This window comes from Salinactinospora qingdaonensis (assembly GCF_039539445.1).
Classification (GTDB): domain Bacteria; phylum Actinomycetota; class Actinomycetes; order Streptosporangiales; family Streptosporangiaceae; genus Salinactinospora; species Salinactinospora qingdaonensis.
The window spans coordinates 227,041-244,285 of the sequence record NZ_BAABDD010000005.1 but is presented as its reverse complement, the minus strand read 5'-3'; the positions used below and the strand labels follow the sequence as shown (position 1 = coordinate 244,285).

The 17,245-nt window shown below is 68.6% G+C and carries 14 protein-coding genes; 5 read left to right on the top strand and 9 right to left on the bottom strand.

Annotated features, from left to right (window positions below):
* Position 1 precedes the first annotated feature (1 nt).
* Together ABD848_RS07810 and pknB are read left to right on the top strand one after the other, a co-directional pair.
* Positions 2 to 805, top strand: a complete 804-nt coding sequence (locus tag ABD848_RS07810; protein WP_344968976.1) for a thiazole synthase — start codon at positions 2 to 4, stop codon at positions 803 to 805.
* A 256-nt stretch (positions 806 to 1,061) separates the two neighbouring features.
* Positions 1,062 to 2,945 carry a Stk1 family PASTA domain-containing Ser/Thr kinase gene (gene pknB, locus ABD848_RS07805; RefSeq protein ID WP_425567463.1) on the top strand — a complete coding sequence of 628 codons (1,884 nt, stop codon included), beginning with the start codon at positions 1,062 to 1,064 and terminating at the stop codon, positions 2,943 to 2,945.
* 528 nt (positions 2,946 to 3,473) lie between these two features.
* Here pknB and ABD848_RS07800 read toward each other — a convergent pair.
* Together ABD848_RS07800 and ABD848_RS07795 are read right to left on the bottom strand one after the other, a co-directional pair.
* On the bottom strand, positions 3,474 to 5,183 hold the full coding sequence (locus tag ABD848_RS07800; protein ID WP_344968974.1) for a sodium:solute symporter family transporter: 1,710 nt from the start codon (positions 5,181 to 5,183) through the stop codon (positions 3,474 to 3,476).
* Positions 5,180 to 5,458 carry a hypothetical protein gene (locus ABD848_RS07795; protein ID WP_344968972.1) on the bottom strand — a complete coding sequence of 93 codons (279 nt, stop codon included), beginning with the start codon at positions 5,456 to 5,458 and terminating at the stop codon, positions 5,180 to 5,182. Before ABD848_RS07795 ends, ABD848_RS07800 begins: the two co-directional genes overlap by 4 nt.
* 276 nt (positions 5,459 to 5,734) lie before the next feature.
* On the opposite strand from ABD848_RS07795, the gene ABD848_RS07790 reads away from it, so the two are divergent.
* Positions 5,735 to 6,997 carry an RNA-guided endonuclease InsQ/TnpB family protein gene (locus ABD848_RS07790; protein ID WP_344968970.1) on the top strand — a complete coding sequence of 421 codons (1,263 nt, stop codon included), beginning with the start codon at positions 5,735 to 5,737 and terminating at the stop codon, positions 6,995 to 6,997.
* 13 nt (positions 6,998 to 7,010) lie between these two features.
* On the opposite strand, the gene ABD848_RS07785 is transcribed toward ABD848_RS07790, so the two are convergent.
* The 3 genes from ABD848_RS07785 to ABD848_RS07775 form a co-directional block, all read right to left on the bottom strand.
* Positions 7,011 to 7,745 (bottom strand): LytR/AlgR family response regulator transcription factor, encoded by a 735-nt coding sequence (locus ABD848_RS07785; RefSeq protein ID WP_344968967.1) that lies wholly within the window; start codon positions 7,743 to 7,745, stop codon positions 7,011 to 7,013.
* Positions 7,746 to 8,031: 286 nt separating this feature from the next.
* On the bottom strand, positions 8,032 to 9,201 hold the full coding sequence (locus ABD848_RS07780) for a histidine kinase (RefSeq protein WP_344968965.1): 1,170 nt from the start codon (positions 9,199 to 9,201) through the stop codon (positions 8,032 to 8,034).
* 82 nt (positions 9,202 to 9,283) lie between these two features.
* Positions 9,284 to 9,883, bottom strand: a complete 600-nt coding sequence (locus ABD848_RS07775; RefSeq protein ID WP_344968963.1) for a molybdopterin-dependent oxidoreductase — start codon at positions 9,881 to 9,883, stop codon at positions 9,284 to 9,286.
* A gap of 333 nt (positions 9,884 to 10,216) precedes the next feature.
* Here ABD848_RS07775 and aroF point away from each other — a divergent pair, with 333 nt between their 5' ends.
* The gene (gene aroF / locus ABD848_RS07770) at positions 10,217 to 11,263 is read left to right on the top strand and encodes a 3-deoxy-7-phosphoheptulonate synthase (protein ID WP_344968960.1); all 1,047 of its coding nucleotides are present in this window, start codon (positions 10,217 to 10,219) and stop codon (positions 11,261 to 11,263) included.
* Positions 11,264 to 11,304: 41 nt separating this feature from the next.
* Here the strand turns inward: aroF and thiI are convergent, their stop codons facing one another.
* Both thiI and ABD848_RS07760 read right to left on the bottom strand, forming a co-directional pair.
* Positions 11,305 to 12,576: a tRNA uracil 4-sulfurtransferase ThiI gene (thiI, locus tag ABD848_RS07765; protein WP_344968957.1), complete on the bottom strand. Its 1,272-nt coding sequence runs from the start codon at positions 12,574 to 12,576 to the stop codon at positions 11,305 to 11,307.
* Positions 12,577 to 12,850: 274 nt separating this feature from the next.
* Positions 12,851 to 13,876 (bottom strand): 6-phosphofructokinase, encoded by a 1,026-nt coding sequence (locus tag ABD848_RS07760; protein WP_344968955.1) that lies wholly within the window; start codon positions 13,874 to 13,876, stop codon positions 12,851 to 12,853.
* A gap of 284 nt (positions 13,877 to 14,160) precedes the next feature.
* Between ABD848_RS07760 and glpK the strand changes: the two genes are divergently transcribed.
* Complete coding sequence (gene glpK / locus ABD848_RS07755) at positions 14,161 to 15,639, top strand: glycerol kinase GlpK (protein ID WP_344968952.1); 1,479 nt, start codon at positions 14,161 to 14,163, stop codon at positions 15,637 to 15,639.
* 66 nt (positions 15,640 to 15,705) lie between these two features.
* On the opposite strand, the gene ABD848_RS07750 is transcribed toward glpK, so the two are convergent.
* Positions 15,706 to 16,368 carry a response regulator transcription factor gene (locus ABD848_RS07750; RefSeq protein WP_344968950.1) on the bottom strand — a complete coding sequence of 221 codons (663 nt, stop codon included), beginning with the start codon at positions 16,366 to 16,368 and terminating at the stop codon, positions 15,706 to 15,708.
* A 75-nt stretch (positions 16,369 to 16,443) separates the two neighbouring features.
* On the bottom strand, positions 16,444 to 17,148 hold the full coding sequence (locus ABD848_RS07745; RefSeq protein ID WP_344968948.1) for a sulfotransferase family protein: 705 nt from the start codon (positions 17,146 to 17,148) through the stop codon (positions 16,444 to 16,446).
* Positions 17,149 to 17,245 lie beyond the last annotated feature (97 nt).

The window sequence follows — 17,245 nt, the reverse complement described above, 5'->3', positions numbered from 1 at the left end:
GTTGACCACAGCACCCTTCACTACCGCACCGCCGCAGACCACAGCCGAGACCGATCCCCTCGTCATCGCCGGAACGCAGTTCACCTCCCGGCTGATCATGGGAACCGGCGGCGCCCCCTCGCACCACGCGCTGGAAGCGGCGCTACAGGCCTCGGGAACCGAGATGACGACCGTGGCGATGCGCCGCGTCGACCCCACCACCACCGGCTCGGTCTGGGACATCCTGCGGCGCAACAGTATCCGCCCCCTCCCCAACACGGCGGGCTGCTTCACCACCGCCGACGCCGTGCGTACGGCGCGGCTGGCCCGGGAAGCGCTGGAGACCACCTGGGTCAAGCTGGAGGTCATCGCCGACGAGCGGACGCTGCTGCCCGACCCGGTGGAGCTGCTCGACGCCGCCGAGCAACTGGTCGACGACGGCTTCGTCGTGCTGCCCTACACCAACGACGATCCGATCCTCGCCCGCCGCCTCGAACAGGTGGGGTGCGCGGCCGTGATGCCGTTGGGCGCCCCTATCGGCTCGGGGCTGGGCATCCGCAACCCGCACAACATCGAGCTGATCGTCGAACAGGCCAGCGTTCCGGTGATCCTGGATGCCGGCATCGGCACGGCCAGCGAGGCGGCGCTGGCCATGGAACTGGGCTGCGACGCGGTGTTGCTGGCCAGCGCGGTGACCCGCGCCCATGAGCCCGCGGTTATGGCCGCTGCGATGCGCGACGCCGTGCGCGCCGGCCGCGGGGCACGTCGCGCGGGCCGCATCCCGGTGCGGCGCTACGCTCACGCCTCGTCGCCGCGGGCGGAGTGACCCCTCAGGCGTCCCATAGGCCCCGCCGCCGTTGCCGCCGCGCGCCGTCGGTAGCGTAGAATCCGACATTGCCCGTATAGTGACGCGCTGGACAGCGCGCTTGCTCGGAAAACGCGCGCATCGCCAGGGGGCGCAGTGCCATGCCGCGGGCGGCGGGGTCACCCAACCGCTGGCTCGCGCTCGATACCCGCCCGCCGGACCCAAGAAACCCCCTTCAAGGCTTTTGGCCCCAGTGATCGGCTCTAGACTCACCACCGTGGACATGACGACAGCGGATTCCCTCGTCGGCGCGACGCTCGACCATCGCTACTACATCGAGTCGCGCGTCGCCGGTGGGGGTATGGCCACCGTCTACGTCGCCCAAGACCTTCGACTAGACCGGCGTGTGGCTCTCAAGGTCATGCATTCGTCCCTCGCGCAGGACCCCTCCTTCGTGCAGCGCTTCACCAACGAGGCGCATTCGGTGGCCCGGCTCTCCCACCCCAACGTGGTGCAGGTCTACGACCAGGGCGCCGACAACGGGCACGTGTTCCTAGCCATGGAGTACGTGCCGGGACGCACGCTGCGCGACCTGCTCAACGCGCGGGGACGGCTCGGTCCACGCGAGGCGTTGCAGATCATGGTGCCCGTGCTCGCCGGCTTGGGCGCCGCGCACCAGGCCGGTATGGTGCACCGCGACATCAAGCCGGAGAACGTGCTGCTCACTCAGGAGGGCCACGTCAAGGTCGTGGACTTCGGGCTGGCGCGGGTGGCCGAGGCGACCCAGCAGGGCCTGACCAAGACCGGCACGCTCATGGGCACCGCCGCCTACCTTGCCCCCGAGCAGATCTCCCAGAGCTTCTCCGACGCCCGCACCGACGTCTACGCCGCCGGGATCGTGCTCTACGAGCTGCTCACCGGGCAGCAGCCCCACACGGGCGACACCCCGCTGGCTGTGGCCTACCAGCACGTCAATGAGGACGTTCCCCGGCCCTCCCGGGTCGTGGAAGGGCTCGGGGCCGATATCGACCGGCTGGTCACCCGCGCCACCGAGCGGGAGGCGCAGTACCGCCCCGCCGACGCGGGCAGCTACCTCGCCGAGGTGTTCGAGGTCTACCGGGCCATGCCCGAGACCGATCCCAGTACGACACTCACCGCCGCCGCGGCCACCAGTGGCACCGCTGGAGAGGGCGGCGACAACAACACGCTCATCGTCGACGTGAGCGACCTCGACTTCGACGGCGGTGACCGCGGTGGCCGCGGACGCCGTCGCCGCCGGAACCCGCCCTACCCGATGCTGCTGATCGGGGCGGTCACGGTGCTCGTGGTACTGGGGTTGGGCTGGTGGCTGCTGTTCGGCCGCTACGTGAACGTGCCCGAGGTGGTGGGCGAGTCGGAAAACCGTGCCACGCAGGCACTGTCGAGCGTGGGACTACAGGTCGAGATGGGCGATCCGGTCTACAGCGAGGAGGTCGACGAAGGCGACGTTGCCAAAGTCGACCCCGGCGAGGGATCGCGTGGTCTGCCCGGTGACACGATCACCCTGCACGTGTCGAAGGGGCCGCAGTACGTCGAGATGCCCGACGTGACCGGCAAAACCGTCGACGAGGCGCGCAGCCTGCTGGAGGAGCAGGGCATCACCCAGATCGAAGAGGAGCAGTCGGTCTCCTACGACCACCCCAGCGGGACCGTGTTCGCCACCACGCCGGGAAGCGGCGATGACGCCGACCGGGAAGCGGGGGTGACGCTACAGGTCAGCGCCGGATTCAGCATGCCCAGCGTCGTCGGGCTACAGCAGAACCAAGCCAAGGAGACGCTGGAAACGAACGGCCTGGACGTTTCGATCACCGAACAGGCCAGCGAGGACGTACCGGCGGGACAGGTCATCGAGCAAAGCCCCGCCGAGGGTGAGGGCGTCAGCAAGGGCAACAGCGTGACCATCACCGTCTCCTCCGGCCCCGACAAGATCGAGATCCCCGATGTCAAGGGGATGCGGCTCGACAAAGCCAAGAAGCAGCTCAAGGAACTCGGCTTCTCGGTGAAGGTCCGTCGGCCGGTAGGCGGCAACCAGGTACAGGAGTACAACCCCAAGGGCGAAGCCAAGAAGGGCACCGAGATCGAACTGTGGATCTTCGGGCGCACCAACGGCGACGACGACTAAGGGAGCGGTCGGCGCTGCGGCGTTACGGAGGCTTCGGGGCGCGGCAGCGGCCACATGTGCACCCACGTCGCCCGGGCACCTAGGGCGCCCGGGCGACGGTGCCGGCGCCGTTCCCCTCCTCACACCGGCAGCTTCGCTAACCGCCGGCGTTCACGGCGCCGGTTCTTTCCCCCCTTTTGCCGGCTACGACGCGGGTGCGGACGAACGTAGCCGGCGGTGAGCCGGTCGATCCCGAGTTCGGGTCTCTCCCGGCTGATCTGTCTCTACCCTAGGGGCAGCAGCGGCGGAAAAGCGCTGTCGCAAGCGCTGGATCGACAGGCGGCACAGACCCATCGCCGCACGGAACGGCAGTCTCGACGAACGGTCACCCGAGCACGGTGAACGGTCCCCCGTCGTCGCCCGGCAGCACCGCGGTGCAGGAGGCGGTCGGCGGGCGACGAGATCCGCGCGCCGGCAGCACGGCGCAGCCGTGCCCGCCGCACCGGGCGGTGCGGCGGGCGGCTCAGCAGAGGCGGGTGAGCGGTCGGGTCAGCCGTGAACGAGATCCTGCGGCAGATGCATGCGGGCCAGCTTGGCGCCGACCCCGCGCGGACGACGCCGCCGCGTCGCCAGAGAGACCGTGACCATGGTCGCGAAGACGAGCGGCGCCAGGAGCATCGTGGGGTGCGTGACCAAAACGGCTGCTCCGGCAGGCCAGTCGGCCTCCTGAGCGGCGAGGAGACCACTGGCGGCGGTGCCGGTCATGCCCACGGCGATGCCGGCGACAGCGCCGGCCGTGGTCAAGCCGCGCCACCAGATCCCCAGCAACACCATGGGGGCCACCGTGACCGCGCTGAGGCGAAACGCAGCCAAAACTGTGAGCATGAGCCCCACATCGGCCAGGTCGGGCAGTAAAAAGAGGACGCCGGGGGGGACCGTCACGGCCAGCAGCGCGCCCAGCCGGAAGCCGTGCGCCGCCTCGCAGGACATGCACTGCGAGATCATGGCGGCCAACACCCGCACCAGACTCACCGATGCGGTGATGACCGCGGTGACCGCCCCGGCCACCAGCAACAGTGTCAGTATCAGCTCTAGCCCGCCGTCGCTGAGCCGCTTCGGTAGGTCCAACAGCAGGAGGTCGACGCGGCCATTGAGGAGGAGGTCACCGGCGTGGAAGCGGGCCAAGCCCGCGTAGATCAGTGGGAAGACCGAGAAGACGGCGATCAGCGCGATCGCCACGAGCACGGTCCGTCTGGCGGCTTTGGGGTCGGGAATTCCGTGGAACCGGGCCGCGAGCTGGGGCAATCCGATGATGCCCAAGGCCACCGCCAGGTAGACCGAGGCGACGCTGCTGCCGAAGACACTCTCGTGCTCACCGGGACTGGCTATGGCGGTGGGTATTGAGGTGTCAATGGCATCGAATGCTGCCTGGCCGGAGTCGAAGGAAAGGTGGGTACTGGCGAGGACGGTGTGGCTGCCCGGCCGTAGGCACCGCTCCTGGCCCTCGCCGCTGAACGTGGTGCCGTCGATCGTGCCCTGCACGTGGACCGGAGTGGCCTGCGTGAGGCGGAAATGCTGATCCTGGCGGATGTGGACCGAGGTCGCCTCGTGCAGCAAGGCTTCGGGGGTGGCCTCGGGCACCGGCGTGGCCGCTCCCTGCCACAGCACCGCCAAGATGACAGCGGGAACAGCGATGGCCGTGATCTTGAAGCAAAACCCCAGAGCCTGAGCGCCCGCCCCGGCGGCGAACCTGCCGATCACCAGCCCCAGCACCAGGACCGTCAGCGTGAGCCACCCCGCCCACGGCGGCCATTCGGTGGCCCACTCTACGATCCGACCGGCGGCACTGTACTGGGCGAGCAGGTAGAGCCAGCCGATCAGCATCAGACAGCCGCTGATCACGCGCCGCAGGAGCGGAGCGTTCAACCGCCACTCGGCGAAGTCGGAGAGGCTGTAAACGCCAGAGCGGCGCAGTGGAGCCACGACCAGTGCGAGGAGCACAAGGTAGCCCACTCCTATCGCCACGACCAGCCACGCCGCCTGGAAACCGTAGACGAAGACGAGGGACGCGAACCCCAAGAACGCGGCGGCCGACACGTACTCCCCACAGATCGCAGCGGCTGAGGAGAGCACCGAGAGCGGCCGTGGGGCCGTTGAGACGCCGGCGGCGCGGCGCATCCCGCTGAAGCCACCGGCAACAGCCAAGATAGCGATGAGGACTGTCGCCATGAGGACGAGCACAGCGGCGAGCCAGATCACCCGTGGATCTCCCTAGGGGCCCGCTCATGTTCGACGCCCAGGCCGGCTCCCCGCGCGAACCGCTGCTCGGTCCGTTCGGCCATGCTCACCAGAGCGATTACCGACAGCAGCGCGAACGGGGGGATCGCCGCAGCGGCGACGAACCACACCTGCCACGCCAGTTCAGGGAGGAAACCGGTGAGGTGAGGAGGCAGGAGAGCCAGCGTCAGGGGAATGCTCAACAGCAGCACTCCCCCACCGATGAACGACACGGCCAGAGCCAACTGGCGGCGCATGAGGCGCGTGACGGTGCTCTCATCGTCACAGCCCGGCTGCTGGGATAACGGGGATGGTTCGTGAGCACAGGCTGGTCTGCGCGCATTACGGCGGGTGGCGGGAGCGACCACCACCGTGCGGCGGCGACTGCGCTCCTCCGCGGACGGAAAAGGAAAGGGGGGGTTGCTGTCGTTCATCGGCTGTTCGGGCGTGGGGCCCCTCGCCTTCCGGCGGGGAGGAAACGCCCGCCTCCTTTCCCGGTCTGGTGTTACACGATGTTGCAGTAGATGGTGCGCGTGACCAGGTCGACGGTGAAGCGGACGTTCACGTACCGCTTCTACCCCACGGATGCGCAGGCGGCGGAGCTGTCGCGCACGTTCGGGTGGGTGCGCCTGGTCTGCAACCGCGCCCTGGACCTGGGCACCCGGGCGTGGTTCACCGAGCAGCGCAGGGGGAACCACACCGAGTCCTCGGCCGCGCTCACCGCGTGGAAGAAGGACCCCGACCTCGCGTTGTTGAACGAGGTGTCCTCGGTCCCGCTGCAACAAGCCTTGCGGCATCTGCAAGCGGCGTTTCGCGCCTTCTTCAGCAAGCGCGCCCAGTACCCCAGGTTCAAGTCCAAGAAGACCTCGCGGGCCGCGGCGGAATGCACCCGCTCCGGGGTCACCCACCGCCACGGCGCGCTGTTTTTGGCCACGATGGCCCAGCCGTTGGACATCGTGTGGTCGCAGCCCCTGCCGGCGGACGCACAGCCCACGACGGCGACGGTGTCCCAGGACGGCGCCGAGCGCTGGGGCGTGTCGATGCGGTGCGAGGACACGCCCCGGCCGGCGCCGGCCTCGGATCGCGCGGTGAGAGTGGCGGCGGGCCCGACCTGCCTGGCGGTCCTGTCGACCGGGGAGAAGATCGCCAACCCCAAACATGAGTTCCGTGACCGCGCCCGATTGGCCAAGGCCCAGCGGGAGCTGTCGCGCACACAGAAGGGGTCGAACACCCGGGCCAAGGCCCGCCGCAGGGTCGCCCGGATGCACACCCGCATCACCGACCGCAGGAGGGACTTCCTGCGCAAGCTCTCGACTCGACTCCTCTGCGGGAACCAAGTGGTCGTGATCGAGGATTTGCGCGTGCGCAGCCTGGTCAACAACCACAAGCTCGCCCGCGCGGTCTCGGGTACGGCCTGGAGCGAGCTGCGGTCGATGCTGGAGTACAAGTGTGCCTGGCGCGGGCGGGAGCTGGTCGCGATCGACCGGTTCTTCCCCTCCTCCACGACCTGTTCGACCCGTGGCGCCCCGCGGAAGACGATACCGCTCAACGTCCGCACCTGGACCTGCGACTGCGGTGTGACCCACGACCGCGACGTCAACGCCGCGATCAACATCAAGACCGCCGGGCTGGCGGCATCGGTCGGGGCCCCGCTGTGCGATGCTGCTGAGCTTACGAAGCAGCATCGCGCAGGAGGGGCGGGAGCCGGTGTAAGACCTCAACGGGAGTCCTCCCGGACGGGGCAGTCGGCGAGGCAGCAAACCCAGCGGGCGGCCGCTGGACTCTCCTCCCGTTAGGAAGGAGAGGAATTCAAGAACCCTCACCGCCGGTCACAGTTTGGCTAAGCAACCGTTCGCGGACCTCTCTGGCCTGTCTGCGGCTGACGAGCAGCAACTCTCCGCCCACGCGCACCCGCGTGCGGGAGCCGTCGGTGTGTAACTCCGAAACGTGGCGGGCGGCCACGAGGATGCTGCGGTGGATACGGACGAACCCGGTACTGGCCCAATCGCGCTCCAACGCGCCGAGCGTACTGCGGATGAGATGGGTGCCGTTGACCGTGCGCAGTAACACGTAGTCGCCCCGCGCCTGTGCGTAGTAGATGTCGGCGCGCTCGATGAAGCGGACCCGGCCGGCGAGTTCGACGGGGATGCGCGTGCGGGCCGTGGCGTCTTGGCGCAACTCGATCACGCGGTCAAGAGCATCGGCGAGGCGTTCCTCGCGCAGTGGTTTGAGCAGGTAATCAACGGCCCGCAACTCGAAGGCGGTGACGGCGAAATCCTCGTGGGCGCTGACGAACACGACCAGCGGGGGGTTGGCGAGCGCAGAGACGAACCGCGCCAGGTCGACGCCGCTGGGGCCGGGCATCCTGACATCGAGGAAGAGCGTGTCGAACATGTATGCCTCATCACGCTCACTGATCTGGCGCATGGCGGCCGTAGCGTCGGCGGCGGTGGCCACCTCGCCCACCCGGGGGTCGTGGCGCAGCAGATAGGACATCTCCTCAAGAGCGGGAAGCTCGTCGTCGACAGCGAGTGCACGCAGCATAGCTCCGAGAATGGCCGAGCTCATCACCCTCCGCAACCGATTCAGCATCATCCGAGAACTTCGCCGGTCAGTGTGGTACTGCGAGGCCGCGCTCTTACGGCGGGTGGGGTGCCCGAGTTGCCCGGAAGGGCGAGCGCCGGAATGGGAGGTCCACGGCGTCGGCGGTGTCGTCTACGGTCATCGCCGCCCACTGGCAGACGACCGGCGGGGGCGCCAGGACGGCCGAGGGCGGTGTTTGGCGTGTCCCGTGCGCGGCATGCTGCCCCTACACCCCTACGAGAGGGACCTAGCCGTGGTGGTGCGGGAGGAACTTGGGGACGCGCAGGTTGACCTTGGTGCCAGCGCCGATCCCCGTTTCGATCACCAGCCCGTAGGAGTCGCCGAACATCGACCGCAGCCGGCCGTCGATGTTGGCAAGGCCGATCCCCGCCGACTCGGCCGCCTCGCCGGCCAGGATCTCGCGCAGCCGCGCCGGGTCCATGCCGACCCCGTCGTCCTCGACGCTGATACGCACCTCGGCGCCGGCGTCTCGGGCGATAACCCCCACACTGCCCAAGCCGGGTTTGCCCTCCATGCCGTGACGGATCGCGTTCTCAACCAGCGGTTGCAGGCACAGGAACGGAACGTTGACCGGCAACACCTCAGGGGCGACGCGCACAGTGACCCGCAGCCGCGAGCCGAAGCGGGCGCGTTCCAACGCCAGGTAACGGTCGATGGAGCGCAGTTCTTCGTCGAGAGTGGTGAGGTTGCGTGAGGAACGGAACGAGTAGCGGGCGAAGTCAGCGAAGTCCAGCAGCAACCTGCGGGCCCGCATCGGGTCGGTGCGCATGAAGGAGGCGATGGCCGTCAAGCAGTTGTAGACGAAATGCGGCGAGATCTGTAAGCGCAGGGCTCGAAGCTCGGCGTCGGCGAGGCGGGCACGAGAACGGTCCAGGTCAGCCAGCTCAAGCTGCCCGGAAACCCAGCGGGCGACCTCGCGGGTGGCGTTGACCAGCACGGGCGCGGCCGTGGGGCTGAAAACCAGCAGCGCCCCCAGGGGCTCGTCATCAGCGACGAGAGGGACGGCGATCGAGGAGTCCAGTTGGCAACTGGGGTCGTCGCAGGAAATTTTGCGCACATGCATGCGCTTTTCGGCGATGACGGCGGCGGCAAGCTTCGTGGCTTCGGCCAGGTGCGCCGATTCGACGCCGCTGGAGGAGAGCGGCTCCCGGGTGTCGAAGATGGCCACAGGGGCGCCACCTAACAGCGTGCGCACGTGCCGGATAGCGCGCCCGGCCGACTCCGGCTCCAGACCGCGCCGCAGTGCCGGAGCGGCCAACGCCGCGGTATGCAGGGTGGCACAGGTGGCGTCGGCGGCGAGGACCCGCTGATGGCGTCGGTTGTGCAGGGAGCGCCGGACGAGCTCGCCCGCGCACGCCACGGCGATGACGCTACTGACGAGCGCGATGTAGAGCATGGGGCACAAGCTAGGGGATCGGCCGGGGAACGCGGGGCGATTCGCTGTGAACGACCTTATGATCGCCGCGGCGGCGCTGCCCTCACCGCGGCGGCCCTTGGCCTGGCTCCTCTTGGTAGGCGTAACGCTGTTCAGCCCAAGGATCGCCCAGGTTGTGGTATCCCCGTTCCTCCCAGAAGCCGCGGCGGTCCACGGTGAGGTACTCGATGGCGCGCACCCATTTCACGCTCTTCCAGCCGTACAGGTGCGGCACGACCAGGCGCACGGGCAGCCCGTGCTCGGGGGCGATGCGTTCGCCGTCGCGGTGGGTGGCCAACAGCACCTTGGGGGCGATGAAATCATCGATGCGCAGGTTGGCACTGTAGCCGTATTCGGCCCACACCATGACGTGCGTGACCGAGGGGGCGGGTGGGGCGAGTTCCACCAGGGACGCCGCGGGAACCCCACTCCAGCGGTTGTCGGGCAGGGTGAACTTGGTGACACAGTGGAGATCGGCGACGACCTCGACGCGGGGGAGTTCATCGAACTCCGGCCACGACCACCGGTACTCTCCCATGCTCTCGGTGGCGCCATAGACACGCAGGTCCCAGCGTTGCGGCCGGAACCGGGGCACCGGCCCATAGTGCAAAACGGGGTACCCACGCGGTACGTGTTGGCCCGGCGGTAGTCGATGCTCCGGCAATCCAACTCCCTTGTCGGCATGGGGCCGTATCAATGTCGTCGTGGCAATCGTGCCAGTCGTGGGTCACGCTTCTCATCGGCCCGCGCCCTGCCATGAACGCGCGGCATACGTTATAGTCGCTGCCATGCAGCGGAACTTTTGGCGCTTTTATGGCTACCGGCCTAAGGGTAGGACGGTCGCCCGACAAGCGCTGCGCTGACACGGACGACCTCGAAGGAGCCCCGGGCCGGTACCCGCCCGGGGCTCCTTTTTTGTTGCTCCGAGGCCACCGTCTCCGCCTTCGGCTCGTCACTGTTTCGCTCACATCAGTGGACCAACGTTAGGAAGCTGTACATGGTCATCGTGATGGACGCCGACGCCACCTCCGGCGATATCGCCGCTGCCGTCGACGCGGTCACCGCCACGGGTGGCGAGGCGTACGTGAGCCGCGGCACGAGCCGCACCCTTATCGCAGTGGGGGGCGACACAGCTCAGGTGCCTCCTCCAGAGCTCCAGGCACTGCCGGGCGTGGCCGATGTGGTGGGCGTCTCCGCGCCCTACAAACTGGTCAGCCGCGAGAGCCACAGCGCTCGCACCGTGGTGCGTGTGGCCGACGCGACGATCGGCGGCGGTGCCCCCGCTCTGATCGCCGGCCCCTGCGCGGTCGAAACCCCCGAGCAGACGCTGGCGGCGGCGCGCATGGCCGCGACCGCCGGTGCCTCGCTGCTGCGCGGTGGCGCCTACAAACCCCGCACCTCCCCCTACGCTTTCCAAGGCCTGGGCGAGGCCGGCTTGAAGATTCTCGCTGATGTGCGCGACGCCACGGGACTGCCGATCGTCACCGAGGTTCTTGACGCCGCAGACGTGGACCTGGTGGCCTCTTACGCCGACATGCTGCAAATCGGCACCCGCAACATGCAGAACTTCGCACTGCTGCGCGCGGTGGGGCAGGCCGGCCTACCGGTCCTGCTCAAGCGCGGCATGAACGCCACGATCGAGGAGTGGCTCATGGCGGCGGAGTACATCGCCCAATCCGGCACCCTCGACATCGTGCTGTGCGAGCGAGGCATCCGCACCTTCGAGAAGGCGACGCGCAACACGCTCGACATCAGCGCGGTTGCGGTGGCGCAGCAGTTGTCCCACCTGCCCGTCATCGTCGACCCCTCGCACTCGGGCGGGCAGCGCAGGCTGGTGCTGCCGCTGTCGCGGGCGGCGCTGGCCGTGGGCGCCGATGGGGTGATCGTCGATGTCCACCCCACGCCCGAGACCGCGCTGTGCGACGGGCCGCAGGCACTCGTTGAGGAGGATCTGGCCCCGTTGCGCGAGATGCTGGAGACGCTGCCGAGTGCGCTGGGCCGTGCCCGCCCCCAGCCCGTCGCAGCCGAGGGCGCGACGGCGTGATCGCGCTGCGGGCGGGCACGGCACCGACGCCGCCGGGCTGTTCAGGCCGCCGGCGCTGCGGCGCCGTAGAAGCTGGGCTTGTGCACCTGTGCGGCGCCGGCGAGGTGCTCGGCGAGGTCAGCGACGTCGAGGCGCCGCTCGATCTGGCGCAGGTCGGGGATCTTGGCGGCGGTCTCTACCTGGCGAGGCGTGAGCATGGTGCAGCAGTCCTCGTCGGGCAGCTCGGAGATGGCCAAGGTCCCGATCCGGCGGGCCTCGGTCATGATCTCGGTCTTGTCCATGCCCACCAGCGGGCGCAGGATCGGGACGTCGACGGCGTCGTCGAGGGCGGTGATGTTGGTCAGGGTCTGGCTGGAGACCTGCCCGAGCGCGTCCCCGGTGACCAGTGTCTCGGCCGCGAGCCGTTCGGCGAGCGCCTCAGCGGTTTTGAGCATGAGACGGCGCTGGGCGATGATCTGGAGTCGCTCGGCGCCGGAGCTCTTGAGCTGCTGCTGGGCTTTGCCGAAGGGCACCACGAACAGCCGCGAACCGGTTTGGAAACGGTCGAGCTGACGCACAAGGCTGTAGGCCTTGTAAACGGATTCCGGGCCGGTGAACGGCATGCCGGAGAAGTGGAGGAAATCGACCTTGAGGCCTCGGCGCATCATGCGGTGGGCGGCCACAGGGGAATCGATCCCGCCCGACATGAGCACCAGTCCGCGCCCGCTCATGCCCACTGGCAGCCCGCCCGGGCCGGGCGTGCCGTCGGTGAAGACGAATACCTCGTCCTTGTCGACCTCGATAAAGACCGTGTTGTCGGGGTGCTTGAGCTTGACCGGGAGCCCATGGGTCTCCTGGACCTTGGCTCCGACGTAGCCGGCCAACTCCGAAGAGGTCATGGGGAAGCGCTTGTCGCGGCGCCGGGCGCGCACGGCGAAGGTGCCCTCGCGTTCAGCCATGGAACGCACCGCGACATCGGTGACGACGTCGACGTCCTTGGGGAGGCGACGCACTAGATGCACCCACACCACACCCATGATGGCGGTCATACGCTCGGCGAGCTCGGCGACCTCAAGGTCGCCGGCGCCGGGCATGCGGATGACGATGACGCCCTTGCGCTGGGAGAGTTTGATCTGGCTGAGACCGCGGGCGGCGGCACGGATGTTGTTGTGGAGTCGGCGCTCGAAGAGCTGGCGGTTGCTGCCCTTGAGGACGATCTCGCCGAGTTTCATCAGCACACACAGCTCGCCCAGCCCCCGCGGAGAGTCCGACTCTGCCACGTTGGCGCCGACCTCTCGCGACTGGACGGTGGCGGCGTCAAGCGAGGCGGACATGACTGCACCTCCCGGATGTTTCAAGACTAGGGGCGGCTCTCCTCCAGGGAGCCGTTCCCCCAGTATCGAACACGCCGGAGACCGATTCCACCAGATACCGCTCAGCGGGACATGACTTCCGCGTCAGGGACAAGGGGGCGGTGGGGGCAACCCGAGGCGCGGGGGTGCCCCTCGCCACGGCAGAGGCCCGAGGCTGACCGGTCCCAGCCTCAGGGGCGACGCACGCCGCGCGCCCGCCCCGCGTACGGGACCGGGCGCGCGGCGCAGGGCGCTGTTAGCCGAAGAAGACCTCGGCCTCCTGGTAGCGCTCGGCGGGAACCGTCTTGAGCTCGTCGGTGGCGGCGGAGAGGTCGACCCGGCGGACCTCGGTGCCCTGAAGCGCGACCATCTTGCCGTAGTCCTTGTCGTGGACGGCCTCGATGGCGCTGACGCCCAGGCGGGTGGCGAGCACCCGGTCGAACGCCGAGGGCGTGCCACCGCGCTGGACGTGGCCCAGCACGACCGAACGGGCCTCCTTGCCGGTGCGGGACTCGACCTCCTCGGCCAGGCGCTGACCGATGCCGCCCAGCCGGACGTGGCCGAAAGCGTCCTTCTCGCCGGTCTGTAGCTCCATCTGGCCCTCCTTGGGGTGGGCCCCCTCGGCGACCACGATGATGGGCGCGTAGCGGGTCTCGAAGCGGCTCTCGACGTGGGCGACGACCTCGTTGATGTCGAAGGGACGCTCCGGGATGAGGATGACGTTGGCCCCGGCGGCCATGCCGGAGTGCAGCGCGATCCAGCCCGCGTGCCGGCCCATGACCTCGACGATCAGGGCACGGTGGTGCGACTCGGCAGTGGTGTGCAGCCGGTCGATCGCCTCGGTGGCGATGTTGACCGCAGTGTCGAAACCGAATGTGTAGTCGGTGGCGCTGAGGTCGTTGTCGATGGTCTTGGGCACGCCCACGACCGGCAGGCCGGCATCGGTGAGCTGGCGCGCCACGCCCAGCGTGTCCTCACCGCCGATGGCGACGAGAGCGTCGATGTTGGCGCCGGCGAGATTGTCCTTGATGCGCTCGACGCCGCCCTCGATCTTGATGGGGTTCGTGCGGGAGGACCCCAGGATGGTGCCACCGCGCGGCAGGATGCCGCGCACCGCGGCGCGGTCCAGCGGCATGGTGTCGCCCTCCAGCGGCCCGCGCCAGCCGTCGCGGAAGCCGACGAACTCGTAGCCGTAGTCCTTGATGCCCTTCCGGACAACCGCGCGGATGACCGCGTTCAGTCCGGGGCAATCGCCGCCACCGGTCAGCACCCCGATTCGCATTGCGTGCACTCCTTGTAAAAATCCAGATCTCACAACGCCATGACGGGTACAGCTCCGACGCCCGCACATGGACTCTTGACCTCGCGGCGCATCGCCGTCAGCACAACGGCGACACTGTGATGGGCATCACGGAAAGTGCGCCAACCAGACTTGCACCATCCTCGCACCGGGTATGTGCTTGGCGGTGACGACGCCCCGCAATGGGGCGACGTTGCGGCGTTTTCCGTTCTGCGAACCTCACATGGTCTAGACCATAGTCGCCCGAACCAGTGGAGGCCAACCCCATGTCCGTGCTCACCATCGACGCCGGAACAACCGGTGTCACGGCCCTGGTCGTCAGCGAGGACGGCGGTGTCCTGTCCCGCGGCTACGAGGAGTTTCCGCAGCACTATCCGGAGTCGGGGTGGGTGGAGCACGTACCGGAGGAGATCTGGCAAGCCACACTCGCCGCCTGCCAGTCGGCGCTGGACACCGCCGCCGAAGCGCCGAGCTGTGTGGGCATCACCAACCAGCGCGAGACCGCGGTGCTGTGGGACCGCCGGCGATTCACGGCGCCGCGCCGCGCCATCGTCTGGCAGGACCGCCGTACCGCCGGGATCTGCGCAGAGCTGCGCGGGGCCGGGCACGAGCAGCGCGTGAGCGAAATCACGGGGCTGCGTCTGGACCCCTATTTCACCGCCACGAAGCTCACGTGGCTGGCGCGCAACGATGAACGCGCGTGGAAAGGGGTCCTCTCCGGCGAGGTCGCGGTGGGGACCGTGGACTCCTACCTCGTGGCACGGCTCACCGCCGGCGCGCGCCACGTGACCGACGCCTCCAACGCCTCGCGGACCCTCCTCTACGACCTGCGTGCCGGTAGGTGGTCGCCGGAGATGTGCGACCTGTTCGACGTGCCTATGACGGCGCTCCCCGAAATCGTGCCCTCCTACGGCGTCGTGGGCGAAACAGAGCCCAGCGAGTTTTTGGGGCTGCGTCTTCCCATCGCCGGTATCGCCGGTGACCAGCAGGCCGCCATGTTCGGCCAGAACTGCTACACGCCCGGCACCTCCAAGTGCACCTACGGCACTGGCTCGTTTGTCCTGATCAACACCGGCTTTACGGCGATCGCCCCCGAGCACGGGCTGTTGAGCACAGTGCTGTGGCAGCACCCCGACGGGGCGCTGGAGTACGCCCTGGAGGGGTCGATCTTCGTCACCGGCGCCGCCGTGCAGTGGCTACGCGACGGGCTGGGCCTCATCGACGCCGCCCCGCAGTCGGAAGCGCTGGCCACGAGCGTTCCCGACTCCGGGGGTGTGGTCTTCGTGCCCGCTCTGACCGGACTGGGCGCCCCCGACTGGGACCCGCAGGCGCGTGGCGCGATCTTCGGCATCACCCGCGGTACCCAGCGGGCCCATCTCGTGCGCGCCACGTTGGAAGCGATCGCCTTCGAGGTGCGCGACGTGGTCGAGGCCATGGCCACGGCCTCCGGGACCACCCTGCCCGAGTTGCGCGTCGACGGCGGCGCCTCGGCCAACAACCTGCTGTGCCAGATGCAGGCCGACCAACTCGGCGTCACGGCGGCCCGGCCCCGGGTGCAGGAGACGACCGCGCTGGGCGCAGCGTTCCTGGCCGGGTTGGGCACCGGCGTGTGGTCCTCAACCGAGGAACTGGCCCACACCTGGCAACTGGATCTGCGCTTCGAGCCCGGCGAGCGCGACGAGGCCGCCTACCGGCGCTGGCGGGTGGCGGTGGAACGCTCCAAGGGGTGGGCGGAGCTGAGCTGACCGCGGCGAGGCACGACGCGAGTAGGGGCGGGCAGAGGCAGGTGCCCTGGGGTGGGGCGTCCTCGGCTAATGGTCCAGCCCTTGGTTAATGGCGTAGCGCACCAGCTCGACCCGGTTGTGCAACTGGAGCTTGTTCAGCGTGTTCTGGACGTGGTTTTGCACCGTGCGGTGGGAGAGGGTGAGCCGGGCGGCGATCTGCTTGTAAGACAGCCCCTTGGCTACCAGGCGCAGCACCTCGGTCTCGCGCTCGGTCAGCCGCGGCGCGTCCCCCTCAGCCCCTCCTTGCTGCGGAGCGGCGGCCATACGCCGGTACTCGCCCAATACCAGGCCGGCCAGACCGGGGGTGAAGACCGCGTCCCCCTCGTGGACCCGGCAGACCGCGTCGATGAGTTCGGCGCCGGTGGCTGACTTCACCAGGTAGCCCGTGGCGCCCGCCTTGACCGCGTCAAGCACGTCTTGGTGCTCGCCGCTGGCCGAGAGGATGAGAATGCGCGGGGGCTCCGGGGTGGCCAGCAGCGACCGGATCACCGCCACGCCCTGCATGTCGGGCAGTTGCAGGTCGACGACCGCCACCGTGGGCCGAGCGGCGGGCGCCACCCGGATGGCCTTGCCGCCCTCCCCCGCCGTGGCGACGACCTCGAATCCGGCTTCGCTCAGGTCGCGGGCGACCGCCTCCCGCCACATCGGATGGTCGTCGACCACCATGACCCGAATCCCGTCGCGCTCCATGGAACCGACTGTAGCGAGCCGGGCGACGCCCTGGAGTGCGGCGCGGTCCCAGTGGGCGGGTCGGCTGTGCCCTCGTCACGCCCCGGCCGGCGGACCGCCTTGTACTGGTTCATCGGTGGAGTGCATGGATTTGGCCAGAGCCCCTTCGAGAATCTCCATGAAGGAATCGGTGTCATTGAGCCGGGGGAAAGGTTCCTCGGGAACGGGGCACCCAAGAAAGTCACACAACGGCTCCCACCCTTGCCCGACCTGGTATTCGAGCAGTCGCTCGGGCGGAATCTCATCGCGAATCTGCTGATTATGGCGTTCAAAGACCGCGACGGCGTTCTCCCGACTGAAGTCGCCGTTGAACTCCCAATTGATGGTCCGCTCGATCATCGACAGCACATCTTGGCTGTGCGGCATCGCGTCCATCAACTGCCACACCTGCTGCATGTCGGGTGCGTCCCGGTCGAGCTGCATCCGAAACACCGTCTTGCTGGCGCTGTCGTACCAGCGCTGGGGATCGCGGGTGTTGAGCAAGATCATGGCGTCGGGAAACACCGCCGCCAATTCGCGCCACACTCCGGCTCCGGGCCAGTCAACCGTGGAACGGTAACCGGCGAATACCTGGTCGAAGCCGATACGGCCGTCCAGCGCCGCGACCCAACGGTTGATGTGGTCGGGGTTGGAGAGCGCTTCCACCATGTGGTAGCAGGGCCCGTATCCCAGCCTCTCCAGGGCGCTCTTGAGCGAGAGGGTCCCAGTGCGGCCAAAGCCGGCTCCGATGACCTGTAGCACGATCGCTCCTCATCTCCATTCAGTTTTCCCAGGAAAACCAGTGCCCGACCAGATGTGACGCCACGCCCCTCGGGACACAAAATTTCGGCCCGAGCTC